Source organism: Hallella colorans, from assembly GCF_003096815.1.
GTDB classification, from domain to species: Bacteria; Bacteroidota; Bacteroidia; order Bacteroidales; family Bacteroidaceae; genus Prevotella; species Prevotella colorans.
The window spans coordinates 1-15,169 of record NZ_QENY01000032.1 but is presented as its reverse complement, the minus strand read 5'-3'; the positions used below and the strand labels follow the sequence as shown (position 1 = coordinate 15,169).

The window sequence follows — 15,169 nt, the reverse complement described above, 5'->3', positions numbered from 1 at the left end:
AATAATAAAAAAAAGTTCGGGTCGAAGAAACGAAAAATCCTTAAAGGTTGAGAATCGGGTTGCCCAGAATAATATTTTGAATTATAAACAGCAGGCAAAATGGAAAAGAGTTATATTTTTGTCCTTTATGTAAATGGTAAAATTTGCAAGGCATATCATTGGTTCTGTGAGAATGAAAGAGTAGCACATCTCCAAGCTATAGGTTTATGCGCTGGGGCAAAGACCTTCAAGAAAACGGCAGGCGTACTTATTTATGAATTACGTGAGGACTTAAACTACCATGTGTGCAATAGTGTTGATTTCAGGTCGGGTTGGTATATACAGCATAATAAGTTTCCTTCACATTTGTTGGAAAAGAAATGCAACCTGACGGATGTATTAAAAAAAAATCATTGAACATTCTATATAATAAATATTAAGAATAAATATAATGATATGAAAAGAATAAAGACAGCAATGGTGACGAATGGAGAATTGAAAAATAAGGTACTGCAGGGGGTTGTGAATTATGAGCCGCAGGGCAATCAATTTTTTCCGATAACTTTCATCACGAGAGAAGACTTGGAAAGTTATGGTTTTGATACAACAAACCTTGACAAGGAAACTATGAAACAGCTTGCGCATAATATGGAAAATGACTTCCTCGATAATTCTTTCTTTGAAATGATGGAGCGTAATGCGTTAGAAATGGAAATAAAGAAGAAAAATCCAACGAAGAACGATTGAAGATAAGAAAATTGTTGTTGTGTATATACTAAATGAACAGAACGGAGAACCTTACTCGGTTATTCGCTCTGTTCATTGTAAGTGGTAGTAAGAACATTAACGAAAAATGTTGTTAATGTTCCCTCTATTTTCTTTCTTGGGACGCACCTGTCCATGGGTTTCTTCATATTTGCTTATAAGCATGTCAAGTCCCAAACTTATAAGCTCATTTATTTGAACACCTTCTTTTTCTGATATGACACGTATCTTGTTCATGACAGTCTTATCAATGGTGGTGCATATCCTTTCTTTTCCGCTATTTTTCTGAACTGTTGTTGTCTTTGGAGTTGACTCCTCCTTTGAAAAAACAGACGTTGCTGGGCTTGGATATGGGGTATTTCCGATTGAAGGCCTTCCTGAAGTAAGACCATCTAAGAGATTACTCATTGCATCGGGATCGATTGTCTTTTTCATTGTATTCTGGCTTATTTTATTTCCGTTTTGCTTAATAGTTCCTCTGCGAACGCTCTGTAATCAACTGCTCCATTGCTCTTTGGATCATAGTCTACGATATTGATGGCTTCCAATGGAGCTTCGGCGACCTTGATGTTCTTTCTTATCTTTGTCATAAATACTTTATCTCCCAACATGGCTCTAAGTCCAGTTTCTATCTGTATACTCAAATTGGACTTTTCCCAACGAGTAAGCAAAATACCTGCAATCTCGATCTTTGGATTTAGTTTCTGCTTTACCATTCTGATAAAGTCGCTAATCATTGTTAATCCTTGGAAGGGCAGCACCTCCGCAAGGAGAGGTATAACGACTAAATCTGATGCGGTAACAGCGTTAAGTGTGAGCAATCCTAAAGACGGTGGACAATCAATTAAAATGTAGTCATACTCCGCTTTCTTCTCTTGTAGAATATCTGTAAGAATATGCTCTCTGGCCATGACCGAGGCAAGCTCAAGGTCAGCGGAAGCAAGACGCAGGGAAGATGGGACGATGTCAAGATTCTCTGCAATAGGAAAAATGGCTAATCGATAGGAATCTCCTCTGCAAGAGGCGGTAAGGGCATCGTAGATGGTTCTGTCAGCTTGCTCTCCCTTTAATAGGGAGGAAGTAAGATTGCTTTGTGCATCCATGTCTACTAATAATACTTTTTTACCTAAGGAGGCAAGGATAGAGCCTACACTGGCTGTTGTAGTAGTCTTGCCAACCCCTCCTTTATGGTTGGCAAATGAGATAATTGTTGCTTGTTTGTTCATATCGGTTGATTTATATTCTTTATATATACGTATTCTCGTATTTCTTTATTGGCTTATATACATATAGTCATATATACAGCTATACGCTTGCAAAGATACATAATATATTTTATTTATCAAAACTTTTTTATATAATTATTTTGTATTACAGGATTTTATACATTTATTTATTAACTTGAAGATTCCACAAAGTATTTGGGCAAGGAACAACTTGCTGACTCTCCTGCACTTTCGTAGATATAGATGTAAGCCTTTTGCAGAAGTACAGTATGGTTTATCTACCATGAGTAGGAGCAACAAGCAGGTGGCAACAAAATAAAAGGTTTTACCTGATTGTGATTGCCCAGCTCCAATGTCTGTTTGATTATTGTTCAGATTCTTCATAATTTTATTATTGTATTTGTCTGTTCAAACTAATATTTTGACCATCCTTCTGTCCATATAGCACTCCCTCAAGCATCAAATCCTCCTTTGTTTTTCTTCCCTTAAAATCCTTTTTGATATAAAAAGAATCCTTGCCGAGAAATTCTTCGATGGCTGCTGTATGGCAGACCATAAGACCTGTTTCATCTGATGTAGGTTTACGACTCTCAAAGTTGTCTTGTAATCCTACCACCGCACCTATAAAATAAGAATGTAGAAACTTCCTTTTTCCACCATCTGTAAGTCTACGTCCTTCTTGGCGGAGCTGATATTCAAACTCAGCTTTTCTTCTTGGTGCAAGACTTGTAAATGTAGAAACAAGATAGTCGTAGAGAGTTTTTACCACAACCACATTGTCTTCTTGTCCAACGATTATCATATGTTGACAGGAAGGTATCGCTAAAGCTCTGCAATAGTTATTCTCTGTAATCAAAGCAAGAAGATTTCTCTTCCATTGGCTCCCGTAAGGGCTACGATAGGTAATTTCGTCCGATGCGGTAATGTTCAATGTTTCCCTCTCTTCATCTGAAATATCCCCCAGTGAAAGGTTGTATGTTGTAAGCAGCCTGTGTACTGCATTAGCTGCAGCATACGCCTCTCCTTCATTACCCAATGATTCTGCGGAATTCTGAAGCCTTAATAGCTTTTTGATTTTCTCCAGTATTTTATCATCACTTTTCATTTAGCTTTTAATTTTAATTATATGTCAAAATATAATGTTTTTGGAGGGAGGCATGACGATGTTTCCATCCAAAATTTATGTCTAAAATCTATTGCAGGATATTTTTTCTTCAAAACAAACATAATTGTTATTGATTGTTTATCCTTTTTTTATTATTACGTCGTGTTTCTTTCCGATGTTCTGCATCATAACGATTGTGACACCGTTGGCATAAAGCACGGAGATTTTCTGGGCTACAATGCTCTGGAGTATGGTCAAGGTGAGCTATCGTCAGGACAATCCTTGCCATATGTTTCGTGCGCTCGTTGTAGCGATAGGTATGGTTTTCCACGCCACAGAACTCACAGCAATTGTGCGCACGTTCAAGAATGGAAGTTCTAATCTGCTTCCAGTTACTCGGGTAGCGTAATTTATTTTCGGGTTTGATGGGCATATCATTTCTCCTATTTATCGTTATTTACTATTTTTATTTATTGCTGTCCGGTAAAAATTTGTTTTCTTTTATGTTAAACATTTCTTTACAGACATCCTCTGCTATTTTCCGGGCTTCTTTCTTGGAAATGTATTGGTCATCGCTTTCATCTTCTTCATTCCATGAATCTACTTCTTCCTCTTCTATATTCCATCCACCATACTCTTTCTCAATTTGCAGGAAAAACCACAGAATAATAAAAATGGCACCTATCCATCCTAAGAAACCAGTATGTAATATCCACAAGAAATCTGCCATTAGCAGTGAACCTATCAAATATACAATGAGTACAGCGAGTATGAAATAAAGCAAATGTTTCATACCTTGCCCTCCAATATTTTTAGAACATCACTATAACGATATAACTCACGGTGGGGAGTAATCCTTGTGGGGACAAGAAATCCTTTCCTTGCCCATTTTCTAAGGGTAGAATAATCAACAAGTAACAAGGACGCTGTTTCTCTTTTTGTCAAGAGCATAGGCTGTCCTTTATGTTGCTTGACCTTACGTTCCAGGTCGAGAAGTTTTTGACGTCGTTCCAGCACGTTGTAAATATCAGTTGAAAGGGTAGCAACTTTGCGAGCTTGCTCTTCATTCACCGCTCTAAGACTGTCTCTAATCTCTGCCATTGACATATCAACCAATCCTTGGATCATATTTGGAAGTTGCTCTTGCAACTTTTCTATCAGCTTGTTGGCTTTGGCTACCGCGAGAGTCTGCTGCATTGCGCGATCTTCCCTAAATCCCATTTCTTCATAAAAGCACATGAATACGAGGAAATATAAGAGTAGAAAGAGTGGTATTACCGCTATCCATATCCAAGGAGTGTTGTGCACACACCACATCAAATCCAATGTTGCCAGCGATATTAAGAGGTAGGTAATAATGGCAGCACCTATAAAAAAATATATATGTTTCATTTTCTATTGGCCACATTTAAGATTATTCCATATCAACTTCATAATTCCAATCACAAGCGTCACTTTCGTGAATATGATCAGAAAGCCACTCGAAACCAGTACATACTTGCTCGTCCAAATTCATAAGATCACAGTTTACACGCCCTTTATCTGCCAAGGCGTTTAGATCATCATAAACTTTTTCGCTGACTTCTACGTCATACAAATCAACAGTATAGGTTACTGTTACGGTTAAATCCTTTATCTTTTTCATTCTGTTTTTACTTTTAATATTAAATGTTCTATTGAAGTTCCAATTGTACATGGAAATGATACTCGTTGCATAAACAGACAATTTGCCTGACTTCATAGGGATCCTCTCCATAGGGAAAGAAAATCATACGCTCCTTGGTCAAGCATCTGACTCCTTTCTTTCTTAAATTATACAAGAGGTTAGTGCGTCTCTTGATCACTCTGTCCATTTGCATCCAAATTTCCTTTAAGTAACATATTATCCTCATGAAATGTGGTTTCAATATGCTCTATCAAATCAATAGGTCTTGTAACATACGCATCAAACATCTGGTACATCAGCTCGGGCGTTGGTCTCTCTGACATATCAAGGACAAATACTTTCTTGCCTTTCCCTTTCATCCAACCAGCTTCAGAATGAGCAGAACGGCCACATGGCAGAAGAAGAACACAGAAGTCTGCTGCTTGCATGGCATTGAAGTTTTTTTCAAAAGCCTTAATGGCCTCGGGATGATGGAGTCTTTCTTTGAAATCATTGCAAGTCCAGTTTTCAAATTCCTTATCGACCTTATCCCAGCTAAAGCCGCTTATTTCATTGTTTTCAGGGTGCTTGAAATCATAAGTTTTATAGCCTTGCATGCGCAAAACGTTCAAAACATTGTCATAAAATCTGTTTCGCCAACTACTGGCTAAATATATCTTTAAAAATCTCATAATATAACTATTTTTATTTTACCAATCCTTTACACACCATCTCTACGTATTTAAGACTGTCTCTTAACACAGGATAGCTTAGATTTTCAAACTCTGATCTTTCAAGATACTCTATCTGTTTGCTGAAGATGGACGTATCATTGTCGTATTTATTCAAAAGAAAGTATCTTAACCACATGTCGGCACATCTGGGGCGTGGCAAATCCAAAAAATCTAAAATGAGAACAGATAGCCTCTTTTGTTCCGTACGATTCAATACGATGCAGTCGCCTGTTTCCTTATCTATCCAACCACAGAGAAGGTGAGCGGTATTGTTAGCCCTATCAATGGAAATCTGAAAGCAAGAAGGGCCGAACATAATCTCTATTCTATTAGCAAGGCTTTGTAATTGCCAAAGGGTGATGGAACGTTTGATAAAAAAACTGATGCTTCTTATGAGCTTCATACTGGCAAAAGGCTTTATTTTTTTCTTTTGAAAAATCAATGCCAGCAATTCTTCTTTTTTTTGCTCAAAGGAGGTAACTTGATAGAACTCCCGAGCATGGACAAGATCCGTAATACCTGTCTCAATGGTTAAAACATAGTTGATCATATTTTACTTGTTAGCGTTTATACTTGGAAAAGATGCACCTACATCAATCCCGTTATTTTTTTATTTCTTGAACTTGTCATCATTGTAGCTGTGAGTGATTTCATAATAAACAGCAGCTCCTAAAGCTAAAAGCAAGATAGAGATAATGATAATATATTCCATAATTACTTATTTATTGTTGGTGGTAATTTCAATGGCCTTTACAAACTGCAACAAATTAATATAGCCTTTATACAGAGGATTGCACACAACGGCATGCCCACCATATCGATCTTTTAGAGTTAAGGTAATAGTCATACCTATGACATCGTTTGGGAAGTAGAGATAAACCGTCTCATAGTCGTCACCCTCGATAGATATATGGATGAAGTACTTAACATCCGACATAATGATGAAATCACAGTCTGATGGAAGCCTGACAAAGCCGTTCTTCTGTAATATCTGATAGGCTAAATAGTCCTTCATATCATAGAACACACATAATCTTTTGCTTCGGCACTCCTTTTTCAAACGTATAAAGGTTATGCCAGAACTGCTTAAAGTGACAGTCTCCTGCAAATCATGATTGACAAACTCTATTCCGTTGTTCTGATTGATTATTCCCATGCCATAAAAGGTCTTGGAAAGAATACGGCAGGAAACCGAATGAATCTCTGGTAATTCTTTTAGATCAACTCCCATTATGCTGGATGACTCTGTATCTGTCAATGCACTAATCGTTATGTTTTCCGAGCATCCTGCTGCGTACTTGAATATAGGTTTATTCATTGTTCTTAGTTTTGGTTTTCAAATTCCTCAAGTTTCAATCATAGCCTGTAATTCTTCTGTAGTATGACCTAAACGAAAAAAATCACTGATGTCTTTTTCTGATTTTATACCAGACAGAGGCAGATCAAGTTTCTGTACTCTATACCGTTTGCCATACTGCCGTACCCGTAAAGCCGACTCCCTTTTTCCTGTTTCATCTGTATCGTAGAGAAAGATGATACATAGAAATCGCTTGGAAAGTTCATCCAATATGTCTTCTGGAATGTTGGCGGTCTCGCTGTTGAATGCCAATGCAGGGAAGCCATGTGCAGATAATGACATGACATCTTTCTCGCCTCCCGTGATAAATACGAACTCACCGTTCCTTGGTAGTTGATTGATTCCGAAGACATAAGGCTTGGGCAGGTGACCAGCGTACATAAAGCGGTTTTTTGCCTTAGGGCGGTATATTTTCAGCCCTTGACCTTCATCGAAGAAATATCCGTATGTAGGAATAGCTTTTGAACCGTAAATGGCAAATGAATTGCCAGACGATTTTGTGAATGTGCAGCTCTTGATACTCTTCACATTGAACCTTTCAAGGATGGAAGAGTCAATGCCATATTGACTCCAATATGCTTCTTCCCATGACTGAAAGGGCTGTGTCTCAACCTCGAAACTGGTAATGGAAGAACAATCTTCCTTATGCTGGAAAGAGGTTGCTCTTTTCATCAATACCTGATGGCTGGTTTTCTCTCCTTCAAACACCCCAAGTCCAAGATCTCTGTCTATTATCTGAAGAACTTCACGGAAGTTGGTTTTCAGATTGACGTTGCACAGTCTGCCAACTATGGTGAAACAGTTGCCACAAAAGCTGCTGTCACCGAAATCTTGCAGGTAATATTGTCCGTTGCCGTATCTTCCTTTGTTTGCGTACAAGTGACAGGAGGGGCTACTATCATCCCTGAAAGGATTTCGGAAAGTCTTGGAAAGACACTTTTCCCCAAGGTAGTGTGTGAACACAGTCAAACCACCGTTGGTCATCTGTAGTATTTTTTGTGCTTCATTCATAAACGTATAACTAAACCTTTGAAAATTGATTAAGAATTTACAATACGGTATTGAAGACTTAACCCCACACCAAAGAATTTGTGCAATACAATGCAAAGAGTGTCTATGTAATTTTCCTCCAAAGTGTGATATATTCGACTGTTTGGAACGCAAAGGGTCAGTCGCTTGGCAGCATTGTCAAAGGAATCAAAAGAGAGTTGTTGGAAAACAGAATCAAAAGCTCGTTCGCCTACTATCTTGGCAAAGGCTGACATACATTTGCCCCAAAGAACTTTTGCGTAGTCCTTAGGAGGAATCTGCGCCTTCAACTTGCTTTGTAGTCTCTTTTCGTTTCTCTTGTACCAGTTGCAGAAGTAGTCGAGGAAATTGTTCAAGTCTCCTGGGACTTCTTCCTTGCGACATTTCAAGTTTGCCAAAAACAAAGTTAAGGCATTATAGAGCGTTCCTTTGTCGGCAAAGCCATAAAGCTGTTGCATCGAACACACCCATTCTTCATCAAAGACCAATTCTTCGATGGATGAAAAATTCTGCGACGGCGAATAATTATTATAATGAATACTCTCTATTCTCTTATCTCTATTCTCTTTAGAGATATGTTCGCGCGCGTAGCTGCCTTGCTGAACGTTTGGTGACGTTTTTGTAGCTTCGACATTTGGACTTCTTTGTTCCTTCTTTTGGCCCTCTTTTTGACCGTCAGTATCGTAACTAACTGTATTTGCGCTATTTACGAAAGTCTTGGTAGACACTTCGTAACGATTTTGTGAAGTTATCTTTTGCATATCTTTTGGCCCTTCTTTTAACCCCTTTTGTTCTGTTTTTGTGTCCCCCTCTTCAGAGCCTTTCATTGGAGCTACATCACAGAAAGATTTGTCAAAACCTGCAGTGTCTTCAATCGACGCTGCACATCTAACAGAAGAGCCTACAGATGCTACTGGATAGGTGTCCTTAATGTAATCGGAGAACTCTATCAAACGCACGGAAGATAATCTTTTCTGATTGTTATAGCCAACATTCAAGATCCCGAGCTTGCGCAACTTCAGAAGACTATCTTTTATATTGACGGCAGAGATGCCTGTCGAAGTACTGATTTTTTTAAGGTCAAACCAAAACGGATCCTCGTAATTCTCATTTTCTGAGTAGGTATGAAGAAGTATATGAAGATAAACATGAAGAACCTGTGCATTCACAAAGAAATCTTGGTAGTTAAGGTCATAATACAGCTTTACCCATCCACCTCTTATATTTTCCAAAGCCAGAAACTTTGAAAAATCACGAACGGTGATGATAACACCATTGCGTCGCAAGGAAGCTACGTGGATAACACCAGCTGCTTTCAACTTGTCCAAGGAACGGCGAGCTGACTTTCGGCTTATCTCCAAGAATTGCATGATGTCTTTAATAGAGGTACGAAACTGTCCTCTCATCGTAATTTGATCAAAGTAAGGCTTATCCTCTCTTTGAGCATTCAAAAATATGTGCAAAAACATTTGCACAGCATTGCTGTCGTTATAGAAAGAACAATTATAGAACTTTCTGATAAGACCGATCCATTTGTAATCTCCCATGGTTAAAAGTCATTTTGAGGTTCAATGGCTATTGCCCTTACTTCTGTATTCTCACTGATATTCTCCAAATCATTGAAGATTTTGCCGCTTGGGTCTACGAGGACAAATGTTGTAATAGTCTTAATATTGTTGTTGATTTTCATATGTTTTTCGTTTTTAGGGATGAATTATCTGACTCTATGCGGAAAGAGAGGAAATTTACTCCTCGGTTTCCCTTGACCCAAATACAGGTTTCATCATGAGTGACAGCTTGAATGGCAGATAGCAGGGATTTGCCGTGATGCCATCTGACTTTGGCATTCAAAATGAGAGAAAGTATGATGTTGAATTTGTTCTCAATCATTTCTTTTGAACCTTTCTCTCTATACAAGGATGGATTTATCTGAAAGAGCAAGTCAACCAACCAAAGGGGTTTCTTGCTCACATAAATTTCTTTTACGATATAGTACATGATGAGTAGATTAAAAGGTTATTCTTTATAAATGGATGAAGACAAACTGACAGGATGAGCTGCGTCCCGATAGATACCCTCTCTTTTCAAGAGATAGTATATCGCACTGCTGCTCATATAAAACTCGTTTGCAAGAGCACACATGGCTGCTCTTGGAGAAATGAGTTTCTGCTCTATTACTGGACCATACTCTTTTATGTACTTATCGACAATCAACTGCCTTCGTTTGACAGCTGGAGTTTCAAAAGCCCAAACCTTTTCAACTTCCGCCCGTACGTTGGGAGGAAGTCTGGCGACAGCTCCAGGAGAAACCGCTTGGAGTTTTTTACGCCTTCTCGTTTTAGACTCGGCTAATTGTGGATTGTACACGCCGTTATCTCCGGCATTGCGGTTAATTTCACGCAATATCGTGGTACGGTCTACTTTCAGAATTTCAGCAATTTCTCTGAAATTCTTTCCCTCTTGCAGAAGTTCGGCAATTTTCTGCCGATGCTTTGAATTTAATTGTTTACCCATAGTCAATGCAAAAAGTGTTAAACGGGTCAGAATCTCTTCTTTCCCATTATTTTTTGTGCATTGACAGTTGTGTTTTTCTTGAAGTTTTAGTACTTCAATACCTACTGATTATCAATAACATGAAGTATATTATACGAAAATGAAATTAACACTTTTAACAAATTGTACTTCTAACTTGAACATCCGTTCTTTTGCGTGTACGCAAGACGTGTTTGACAGACAGGAAACAAAAGACTTTATCAAGAAGTATCTCAAGGTCTTGTCCAGTGGTGGTGGCTACATAGATGGAGTTGAATGGTCATCACTAATTAATAATTAACAAAACACAAAAAAGATGAAACGTTTTTTTATTTCTACCATATTGATGGTAATGAGTGTGTTTAGTTTTGCAGCCAACGCAAGTGCTCAAAACTACAAGGGAACGTTGTCAAATGTTACCATGAATGGAAAGCATTTCAATGATGTGCCTAATCAAATATTTGTCCTGGACACTTATGCGGGCTGGCAGACAATACCAACATTTCCTGCATCTGTAACTTTTGATGGGAGTTTTTAGCTATAATGATGAAAAAGTTTGTTACGAATATAAGTTTATTTTGCCTTATTGCAGTTCTTTTTGCGGGATCCTCTTCTTGTAGTAGTGATGAGAATTTAGAACAGAAAGATCCGAAAGAGGAATATTTCAATGAGGCAAAAAACATCTTGAATGGTGAGATTATCTTGTCTACCAAAGCTACGATGAGTGGGGTTGACAAAACATTATTGCCAAATGGATGTCCTACAAAATTTAAATTTGATTGGGTGAACGATAAGACAATGAAGCTTTCACTCGATGGTTTTACTGTGGGCAATATGCCTTTGACAATTTATTTCTTATGCCAATGTAAATTTATGCAACTTAATTCTTGGGAGAAAGATGAGTATAAAGGCGATGGCTGGTTAAAGTTCAAAGGTAAAGACGGTCAAGTTACTGGCGATCCTAAAGACCAAAGTGGGATAGAGAAAGGTAGCGGAGCTACTGTTATAGGATATTTGAATGTAAAAACTCATGAGATAAATTTCATCGTAAACTATAACATGATGAACGTGCGTTCCGAATGTTTCTTACAGACTATCGACAAGAACCGTATCAACAATTACGAAGCCGAGTTTGCCCAATACGAGAAGGACTTGGCAGCCTATAAGAAGGAACACGGATTGTAATACGTTACAAATGTGATAATAAAGGAAGTGAGGGGCTGTGAGTGCTTTCACTTCCTTTTTCAAAAATAAAAAGAAACGATGCAGAAGAAAGGATTCTTATTCTTACTCCTTTGCCTGCTTTTGGCGATAAGCGCACAGGCACAGCGCAGGGTAAGGATAACCATACTTGAGAAAGGTACGCAGCAACCTTTGGTAGGGGCTACTGTGCAATATGCCACGAGCAAAGAGATGTTGGATGTTAAGCATACCATTACCGACATTGATGGCAACGTGATATTAAGTATAGAAAAGGGAAAGGAACTATACTATAATGTCCATGCAACGGGCTTCGTCCCCGTAAAAGGAAGTGTATCGCCGCACGAAGACAACATAAAGATTGTTATGCGCGAAGACGTGCTGCACCTGAACGATGTCGTTGTAACAGGTTCACGAACAGAGCGCCCCGTAAAACTGTCGCCCATCACCACACAGGTATTGGGCGGAAAGGCACTCGTTGATGCAGGGTACAGCGACCTACAACATGCCCTGCAACAAGAGACACCTGGACTCAATATTCAGAAAGTGGGCTTTGGCAACGAAATATCAATGCAGGGACTGGATGCCCGTCACGTTCTCTTTCTGCAAGACGGCGAGCGTATGACGGGCGAAATGGCAGGCAATCTCGACTACGAACGCTTTAACCTGCATGCCATAGACCGTGTGGAGATAGTAAAAGGAGCCAGCAGCACGCTTTATGGCAGTCGTGCCTCGGGAGCGGTCATCAACCTTATATCGAAGAAAACCAATAAGCCATTGGACATACAAGCAGGATTGCGTTGGGCGCAGATGAATGAACGCAATTATACAAATCCAAGTCCAAAGGATTTTCTCTACATGTTTGAGAAGAACAGCGACCGTCCTAACTTGCAGGCGTGGCTCTCTGCTGGAGTAAGACACAACGCCTTTACCTCTCAAACCGATGTGTTGTACAGCGTGAGCGATGCCTTTTACATGTATCAGGCAGAAAACGACAACAAAACTTATACAAAAGAAGCTAACCCTTTCCTCCCTCACGATATTACACTGAAAGGCATTGCTGCTCGGTCTCCTATGGGAATTGAAGGAACGGAACATGTCTCGGCAGCGCAAAAGTTGTATTACGAACCCAATAAAGATCTGTCGGTACAGGTGTATGGATCAATGTTTTTCATGAATTCATACGACCTCATACAAGATATGACTTTCTCACAGAGCCGCGATTTCATGGCAGGAATTAAAGCCAAATATTCGATAAAAGATTGGTTTACCATTAACCTTAGCATTCACAACGATTTCTATGACCGGTTCAAGCGCCATGAGCGCATAGACAAGCGTAAGAAAGTGTATAAGAGTAAGATATTCCAACCACGTTTAACATTGACAAGTAACTATTTCAGTGGACACAGCATGATATTTGGAATAGAACACACCTCGGACGAACTTACCAGCGACCGTTTTGTAAATCGTAAGATGACCACTCGAGCACTGCACGAGACAGAATACTTCTTGCAAGACGAATGGACGGCAGACAACCATTGGATGTTGTCGACAGGCGTGCGTACCAACTTCTCTAAAGCATTCGGATTTATGTATATGCCAAAGATAGCTGTCAAATATTCGCCCGATGAACATTGGGCAATACGTGCCAACTACTCCATGGGTTATCGAGCACCCAGCATTAAGGAGCTGTTTTTTAACTGGGATCACCTCGGAATGTTTCAGATAAGGGGAAGTGAAGACTTAAAACCAGAGAAGAATCACTATTGCTCTTTGGGAGCGGAATATACCAACAAGGGCTTTTTCATGAACGTCAATGCTTATGCTAACTTCTTTCGTAAAAAGATAGAAGGCGTATGGCGTATTTACGATATGCAGTACAACTTCGAGTACACCAATCTCAACAGTCAGCGTCTCTACGGATTTGAGACAATCCTCAAGTGGCACTTCCTCGACCGATTTACCGTCAACGGAACATATAGCTATGTAAACGTGAGCAAGCAGAATGGCATACAAGTGAACACCACATCGCCACACGCTGCAACAGCAAGCATCGACTACGTATATAACAAACCCAACTATCGACTGAAAGCCATCTTCAGCACATCTCTCATGGGCGAAAAAAACTTCGATGTACAAGACCGTGTGTGGGTGGAAGAACATCATAAGAGCTACGATGCCTATTTCCGCTGCACATTGCCTACCTATGCGATTTGTAATCTGGCAGTGGTGCAGACGTTCTACAATAAAGTGAAGATGACACTTGGCATCAATAATATCTTCAATTATATACCACACACCTTGGGTTCGGGCATTACCATGTTTAATGTTCCCGCCACCTGTGGTGCAAGGGGATATATACAGATGGAGTTTCTTGTTGATGACATCGTAAAATCATTAAAAAGAAAGAAATGAGAAAATACATATTCATACTTTTCGCTTTAACGACAGCATTGTCCTCGTGCGTGAATTACGATGCCGAGGAGTTTACGGGCAAAACGCTGCCTAGAGTGACGGGATACACCACTGGCGTTACCAACGATTGGCTGTACATCAATTTGCGCACTGGCAAAATATTCAATCTTGATAAGCCCAATAGCGATATCAAAGAAGGGGAACAGCGCGACCGTACCGATTGGGACATTGCCTTTTGCGGCTACCGTTTGCGAACGAATAGCGGAACATCGGGCAATGGAAAAGGTGGTGCTGCCGATTTGGGCTACGGCAGCTATGATACATGGAGAACGGTAAAACAATTGCCAACCAATTTGCAATGGGCGGTGGACGACCATTCGGTGAGTATCACCATGTCGCAAAATGATTGGAACAAGTATCTCATCGCCAACAAGCTTGACTTTAAGCAAAATCCTTGGTTCGACCCCAATCGCGGTCCTGCATCGACACAAACCAACGCTAATCCCATATTGGCAAAAGCGATGACTTTTACTGGTCCGCCGCCTGTCTATGCTCCCTCGTTTCACACCTACGTGGTGCGCACTGCCGATGGACAGCGATATTTCAAACTACAGATTATCAGTTGGTACAAAGCCGATGTTGAAATAGGTGACACGGGCGGACAAATGAGCTATTATTGTGACGAGCTGAAATAAAACATACGTTTCGCTCGTTATATCGTAAACGCAAAAACACAACTCCTATGAAAAAAGAAACATGCGAAATGCGGCGCCACCTGCCCGCGATAGAGATAGAACGACTGCAATATTTGGCTGACATCAAAAAGCAATACGCCCTTGGCGCCATTTCGCTCGAGGAAGCCAAACGACAACTGAAAGAGAAAGTGGGCAAGCTGCGCCCCTATCATTATGCCTTGATGGAGCAGACAATGACGGAAGAAGACCCCGAGGAATGTTTCAAGGAAAATCTTTCCGAGCTCAACAAGCTATTGGAGGAGATGATGGATTACAGCATTCCAACCTTGCCTGATGATCATCCCATTCGTCACTACTATTGCGAGAATGAGGAGATGCGTCGCGTGCTGAACGCCGCCGAAGACTTGGTACAGTATCCTGTGATTAAGAATCAGTGGTTGGAACTGTTGGACAAAGCCTCTGCCTATCTCATACACTATACCCGAAA

Annotated in this window: 18 protein-coding genes and 1 pseudogene; 6 read left to right on the top strand and 13 right to left on the bottom strand. The window is 39.9% G+C overall.

Going from position 1 to position 15,169, the window contains the following annotated elements:
- Positions 1–435 precede the first annotated feature (435 nt).
- Positions 436–726, top strand: coding sequence for a hypothetical protein (locus tag C7379_RS11885; RefSeq protein WP_103003527.1), 291 nt, complete (start codon positions 436–438; stop codon positions 724–726).
- 96 nt (positions 727–822) lie between these two features.
- Here C7379_RS11885 and C7379_RS11880 read toward each other — a convergent pair whose 3' ends face one another.
- From C7379_RS11880 to C7379_RS11810, 13 genes are all read right to left on the bottom strand, one after another.
- The gene (locus tag C7379_RS11880; protein WP_116617471.1) at positions 823–1,179 is read right to left on the bottom strand and encodes a hypothetical protein; all 357 of its coding nucleotides are present in this window, start codon (positions 1,177–1,179) and stop codon (positions 823–825) included.
- A gap of 11 nt (positions 1,180–1,190) precedes the next feature.
- Positions 1,191–1,970, bottom strand: a complete 780-nt coding sequence (locus C7379_RS11875) for a ParA family protein (protein ID WP_116617470.1) — start codon at positions 1,968–1,970, stop codon at positions 1,191–1,193.
- Between the two features lie 391 nt (positions 1,971–2,361).
- Positions 2,362–3,075, bottom strand: a complete 714-nt coding sequence (locus C7379_RS11870; protein ID WP_036929371.1) for a DUF2786 domain-containing protein — start codon at positions 3,073–3,075, stop codon at positions 2,362–2,364.
- A gap of 466 nt (positions 3,076–3,541) precedes the next feature.
- Positions 3,542–3,868, bottom strand: a complete 327-nt coding sequence (locus C7379_RS11860) for a hypothetical protein (RefSeq protein WP_103003531.1) — start codon at positions 3,866–3,868, stop codon at positions 3,542–3,544.
- Positions 3,865–4,467, bottom strand: a complete 603-nt coding sequence (locus C7379_RS11855) for a MerR family transcriptional regulator (RefSeq protein ID WP_116617468.1) — start codon at positions 4,465–4,467, stop codon at positions 3,865–3,867. The genes C7379_RS11860 and C7379_RS11855 overlap by 4 nt, the downstream gene beginning before the upstream one ends.
- Positions 4,468–4,489: 22 nt before the next feature.
- A complete protein-coding gene (locus C7379_RS11850; protein WP_231564429.1) occupies positions 4,490–4,720 on the bottom strand; it encodes a hypothetical protein in 231 nt (76 codons plus the stop codon).
- 179 nt (positions 4,721–4,899) lie between these two features.
- Positions 4,900–5,412 carry a hypothetical protein gene (locus tag C7379_RS11840; protein ID WP_116617467.1) on the bottom strand — a complete coding sequence of 171 codons (513 nt, stop codon included), beginning with the start codon at positions 5,410–5,412 and terminating at the stop codon, positions 4,900–4,902.
- A 13-nt stretch (positions 5,413–5,425) separates the two neighbouring features.
- A complete protein-coding gene (locus C7379_RS11835; protein ID WP_036925937.1) occupies positions 5,426–6,004 on the bottom strand; it encodes a hypothetical protein in 579 nt (192 codons plus the stop codon).
- Positions 6,005–6,172: 168 nt separating this feature from the next.
- A complete protein-coding gene (locus tag C7379_RS11830; protein ID WP_116617466.1) occupies positions 6,173–6,772 on the bottom strand; it encodes a hypothetical protein in 600 nt (199 codons plus the stop codon).
- A 27-nt stretch (positions 6,773–6,799) separates the two neighbouring features.
- Positions 6,800–7,822 carry a toprim domain-containing protein gene (locus C7379_RS11825; RefSeq protein ID WP_116617465.1) on the bottom strand — a complete coding sequence of 341 codons (1,023 nt, stop codon included), beginning with the start codon at positions 7,820–7,822 and terminating at the stop codon, positions 6,800–6,802.
- A 29-nt stretch (positions 7,823–7,851) separates the two neighbouring features.
- Positions 7,852–9,387: a DUF7833 domain-containing protein gene (locus C7379_RS11820; RefSeq protein WP_116617464.1), complete on the bottom strand. Its 1,536-nt coding sequence runs from the start codon at positions 9,385–9,387 to the stop codon at positions 7,852–7,854.
- Positions 9,388–9,389: 2 nt separating this feature from the next.
- Positions 9,390–9,530: a hypothetical protein gene (locus C7379_RS12790; RefSeq protein WP_165815072.1), complete on the bottom strand. Its 141-nt coding sequence runs from the start codon at positions 9,528–9,530 to the stop codon at positions 9,390–9,392.
- Between the two features lie 326 nt (positions 9,531–9,856).
- Positions 9,857–10,354, bottom strand: coding sequence for a helix-turn-helix domain-containing protein (locus C7379_RS11810; RefSeq protein ID WP_116617462.1), 498 nt, complete (start codon positions 10,352–10,354; stop codon positions 9,857–9,859).
- 334 nt (positions 10,355–10,688) lie between these two features.
- Here C7379_RS11810 and C7379_RS11800 point away from each other — a divergent pair, with 334 nt between their 5' ends.
- The 5 genes and pseudogenes from C7379_RS11800 to C7379_RS11780 all read left to right on the top strand — a co-directional run.
- On the top strand, positions 10,689–10,910 hold the full coding sequence (locus tag C7379_RS11800; protein WP_116617460.1) for a hypothetical protein: 222 nt from the start codon (positions 10,689–10,691) through the stop codon (positions 10,908–10,910).
- A 5-nt stretch (positions 10,911–10,915) separates the two neighbouring features.
- Complete coding sequence (locus C7379_RS11795) at positions 10,916–11,557, top strand: DUF4903 family protein (RefSeq protein WP_116617459.1); 642 nt, start codon at positions 10,916–10,918, stop codon at positions 11,555–11,557.
- Between the two features lie 78 nt (positions 11,558–11,635).
- The gene (locus C7379_RS11790) at positions 11,636–13,987 is read left to right on the top strand and encodes a TonB-dependent receptor (RefSeq protein WP_116617458.1); all 2,352 of its coding nucleotides are present in this window, start codon (positions 11,636–11,638) and stop codon (positions 13,985–13,987) included.
- Complete coding sequence (locus C7379_RS11785; protein WP_116617457.1) at positions 13,984–14,682, top strand: HmuY family protein; 699 nt, start codon at positions 13,984–13,986, stop codon at positions 14,680–14,682. Before C7379_RS11790 ends, C7379_RS11785 begins: the two co-directional genes overlap by 4 nt.
- 47 nt (positions 14,683–14,729) lie before the next feature.
- Positions 14,730–15,169, top strand: a pseudogene (locus C7379_RS11780) (diguanylate cyclase); the annotation flags it as partial.

Coding starts and splice junctions, on each gene's coding strand:
- C7379_RS11885 (WP_103003527.1), top strand. CDS start 436: ATGAAAAGAATAAAGACAGCAATGGTGACGAATGGAGAATTGAAAAAT.
- C7379_RS11880 (WP_116617471.1), bottom strand. CDS start 1,179: ATGAAAAAGACAATCGATCCCGATGCAATGAGTAATCTCTTAGATGGT.
- C7379_RS11875 (WP_116617470.1), bottom strand. CDS start 1,970: ATGAACAAACAAGCAACAATTATCTCATTTGCCAACCATAAAGGAGGG.
- C7379_RS11870 (WP_036929371.1), bottom strand. CDS start 3,075: ATGAAAAGTGATGATAAAATACTGGAGAAAATCAAAAAGCTATTAAGG.
- C7379_RS11860 (WP_103003531.1), bottom strand. CDS start 3,868: ATGAAACATTTGCTTTATTTCATACTCGCTGTACTCATTGTATATTTG.
- C7379_RS11855 (WP_116617468.1), bottom strand. CDS start 4,467: ATGAAACATATATATTTTTTTATAGGTGCTGCCATTATTACCTACCTC.
- C7379_RS11850 (WP_231564429.1), bottom strand. CDS start 4,720: ATGAAAAAGATAAAGGATTTAACCGTAACAGTAACCTATACTGTTGAT.
- C7379_RS11840 (WP_116617467.1), bottom strand. CDS start 5,412: ATGAGATTTTTAAAGATATATTTAGCCAGTAGTTGGCGAAACAGATTT.
- C7379_RS11835 (WP_036925937.1), bottom strand. CDS start 6,004: ATGATCAACTATGTTTTAACCATTGAGACAGGTATTACGGATCTTGTC.
- C7379_RS11830 (WP_116617466.1), bottom strand. CDS start 6,772: ATGAATAAACCTATATTCAAGTACGCAGCAGGATGCTCGGAAAACATA.
- C7379_RS11825 (WP_116617465.1), bottom strand. CDS start 7,822: ATGAATGAAGCACAAAAAATACTACAGATGACCAACGGTGGTTTGACT.
- C7379_RS11820 (WP_116617464.1), bottom strand. CDS start 9,387: ATGGGAGATTACAAATGGATCGGTCTTATCAGAAAGTTCTATAATTGT.
- C7379_RS12790 (WP_165815072.1), bottom strand. CDS start 9,530: ATGAAAATCAACAACAATATTAAGACTATTACAACATTTGTCCTCGTA.
- C7379_RS11810 (WP_116617462.1), bottom strand. CDS start 10,354: ATGGGTAAACAATTAAATTCAAAGCATCGGCAGAAAATTGCCGAACTT.
- C7379_RS11800 (WP_116617460.1), top strand. CDS start 10,689: ATGAAACGTTTTTTTATTTCTACCATATTGATGGTAATGAGTGTGTTT.
- C7379_RS11795 (WP_116617459.1), top strand. CDS start 10,916: ATGATGAAAAAGTTTGTTACGAATATAAGTTTATTTTGCCTTATTGCA.
- C7379_RS11790 (WP_116617458.1), top strand. CDS start 11,636: ATGCAGAAGAAAGGATTCTTATTCTTACTCCTTTGCCTGCTTTTGGCG.
- C7379_RS11785 (WP_116617457.1), top strand. CDS start 13,984: ATGAGAAAATACATATTCATACTTTTCGCTTTAACGACAGCATTGTCC.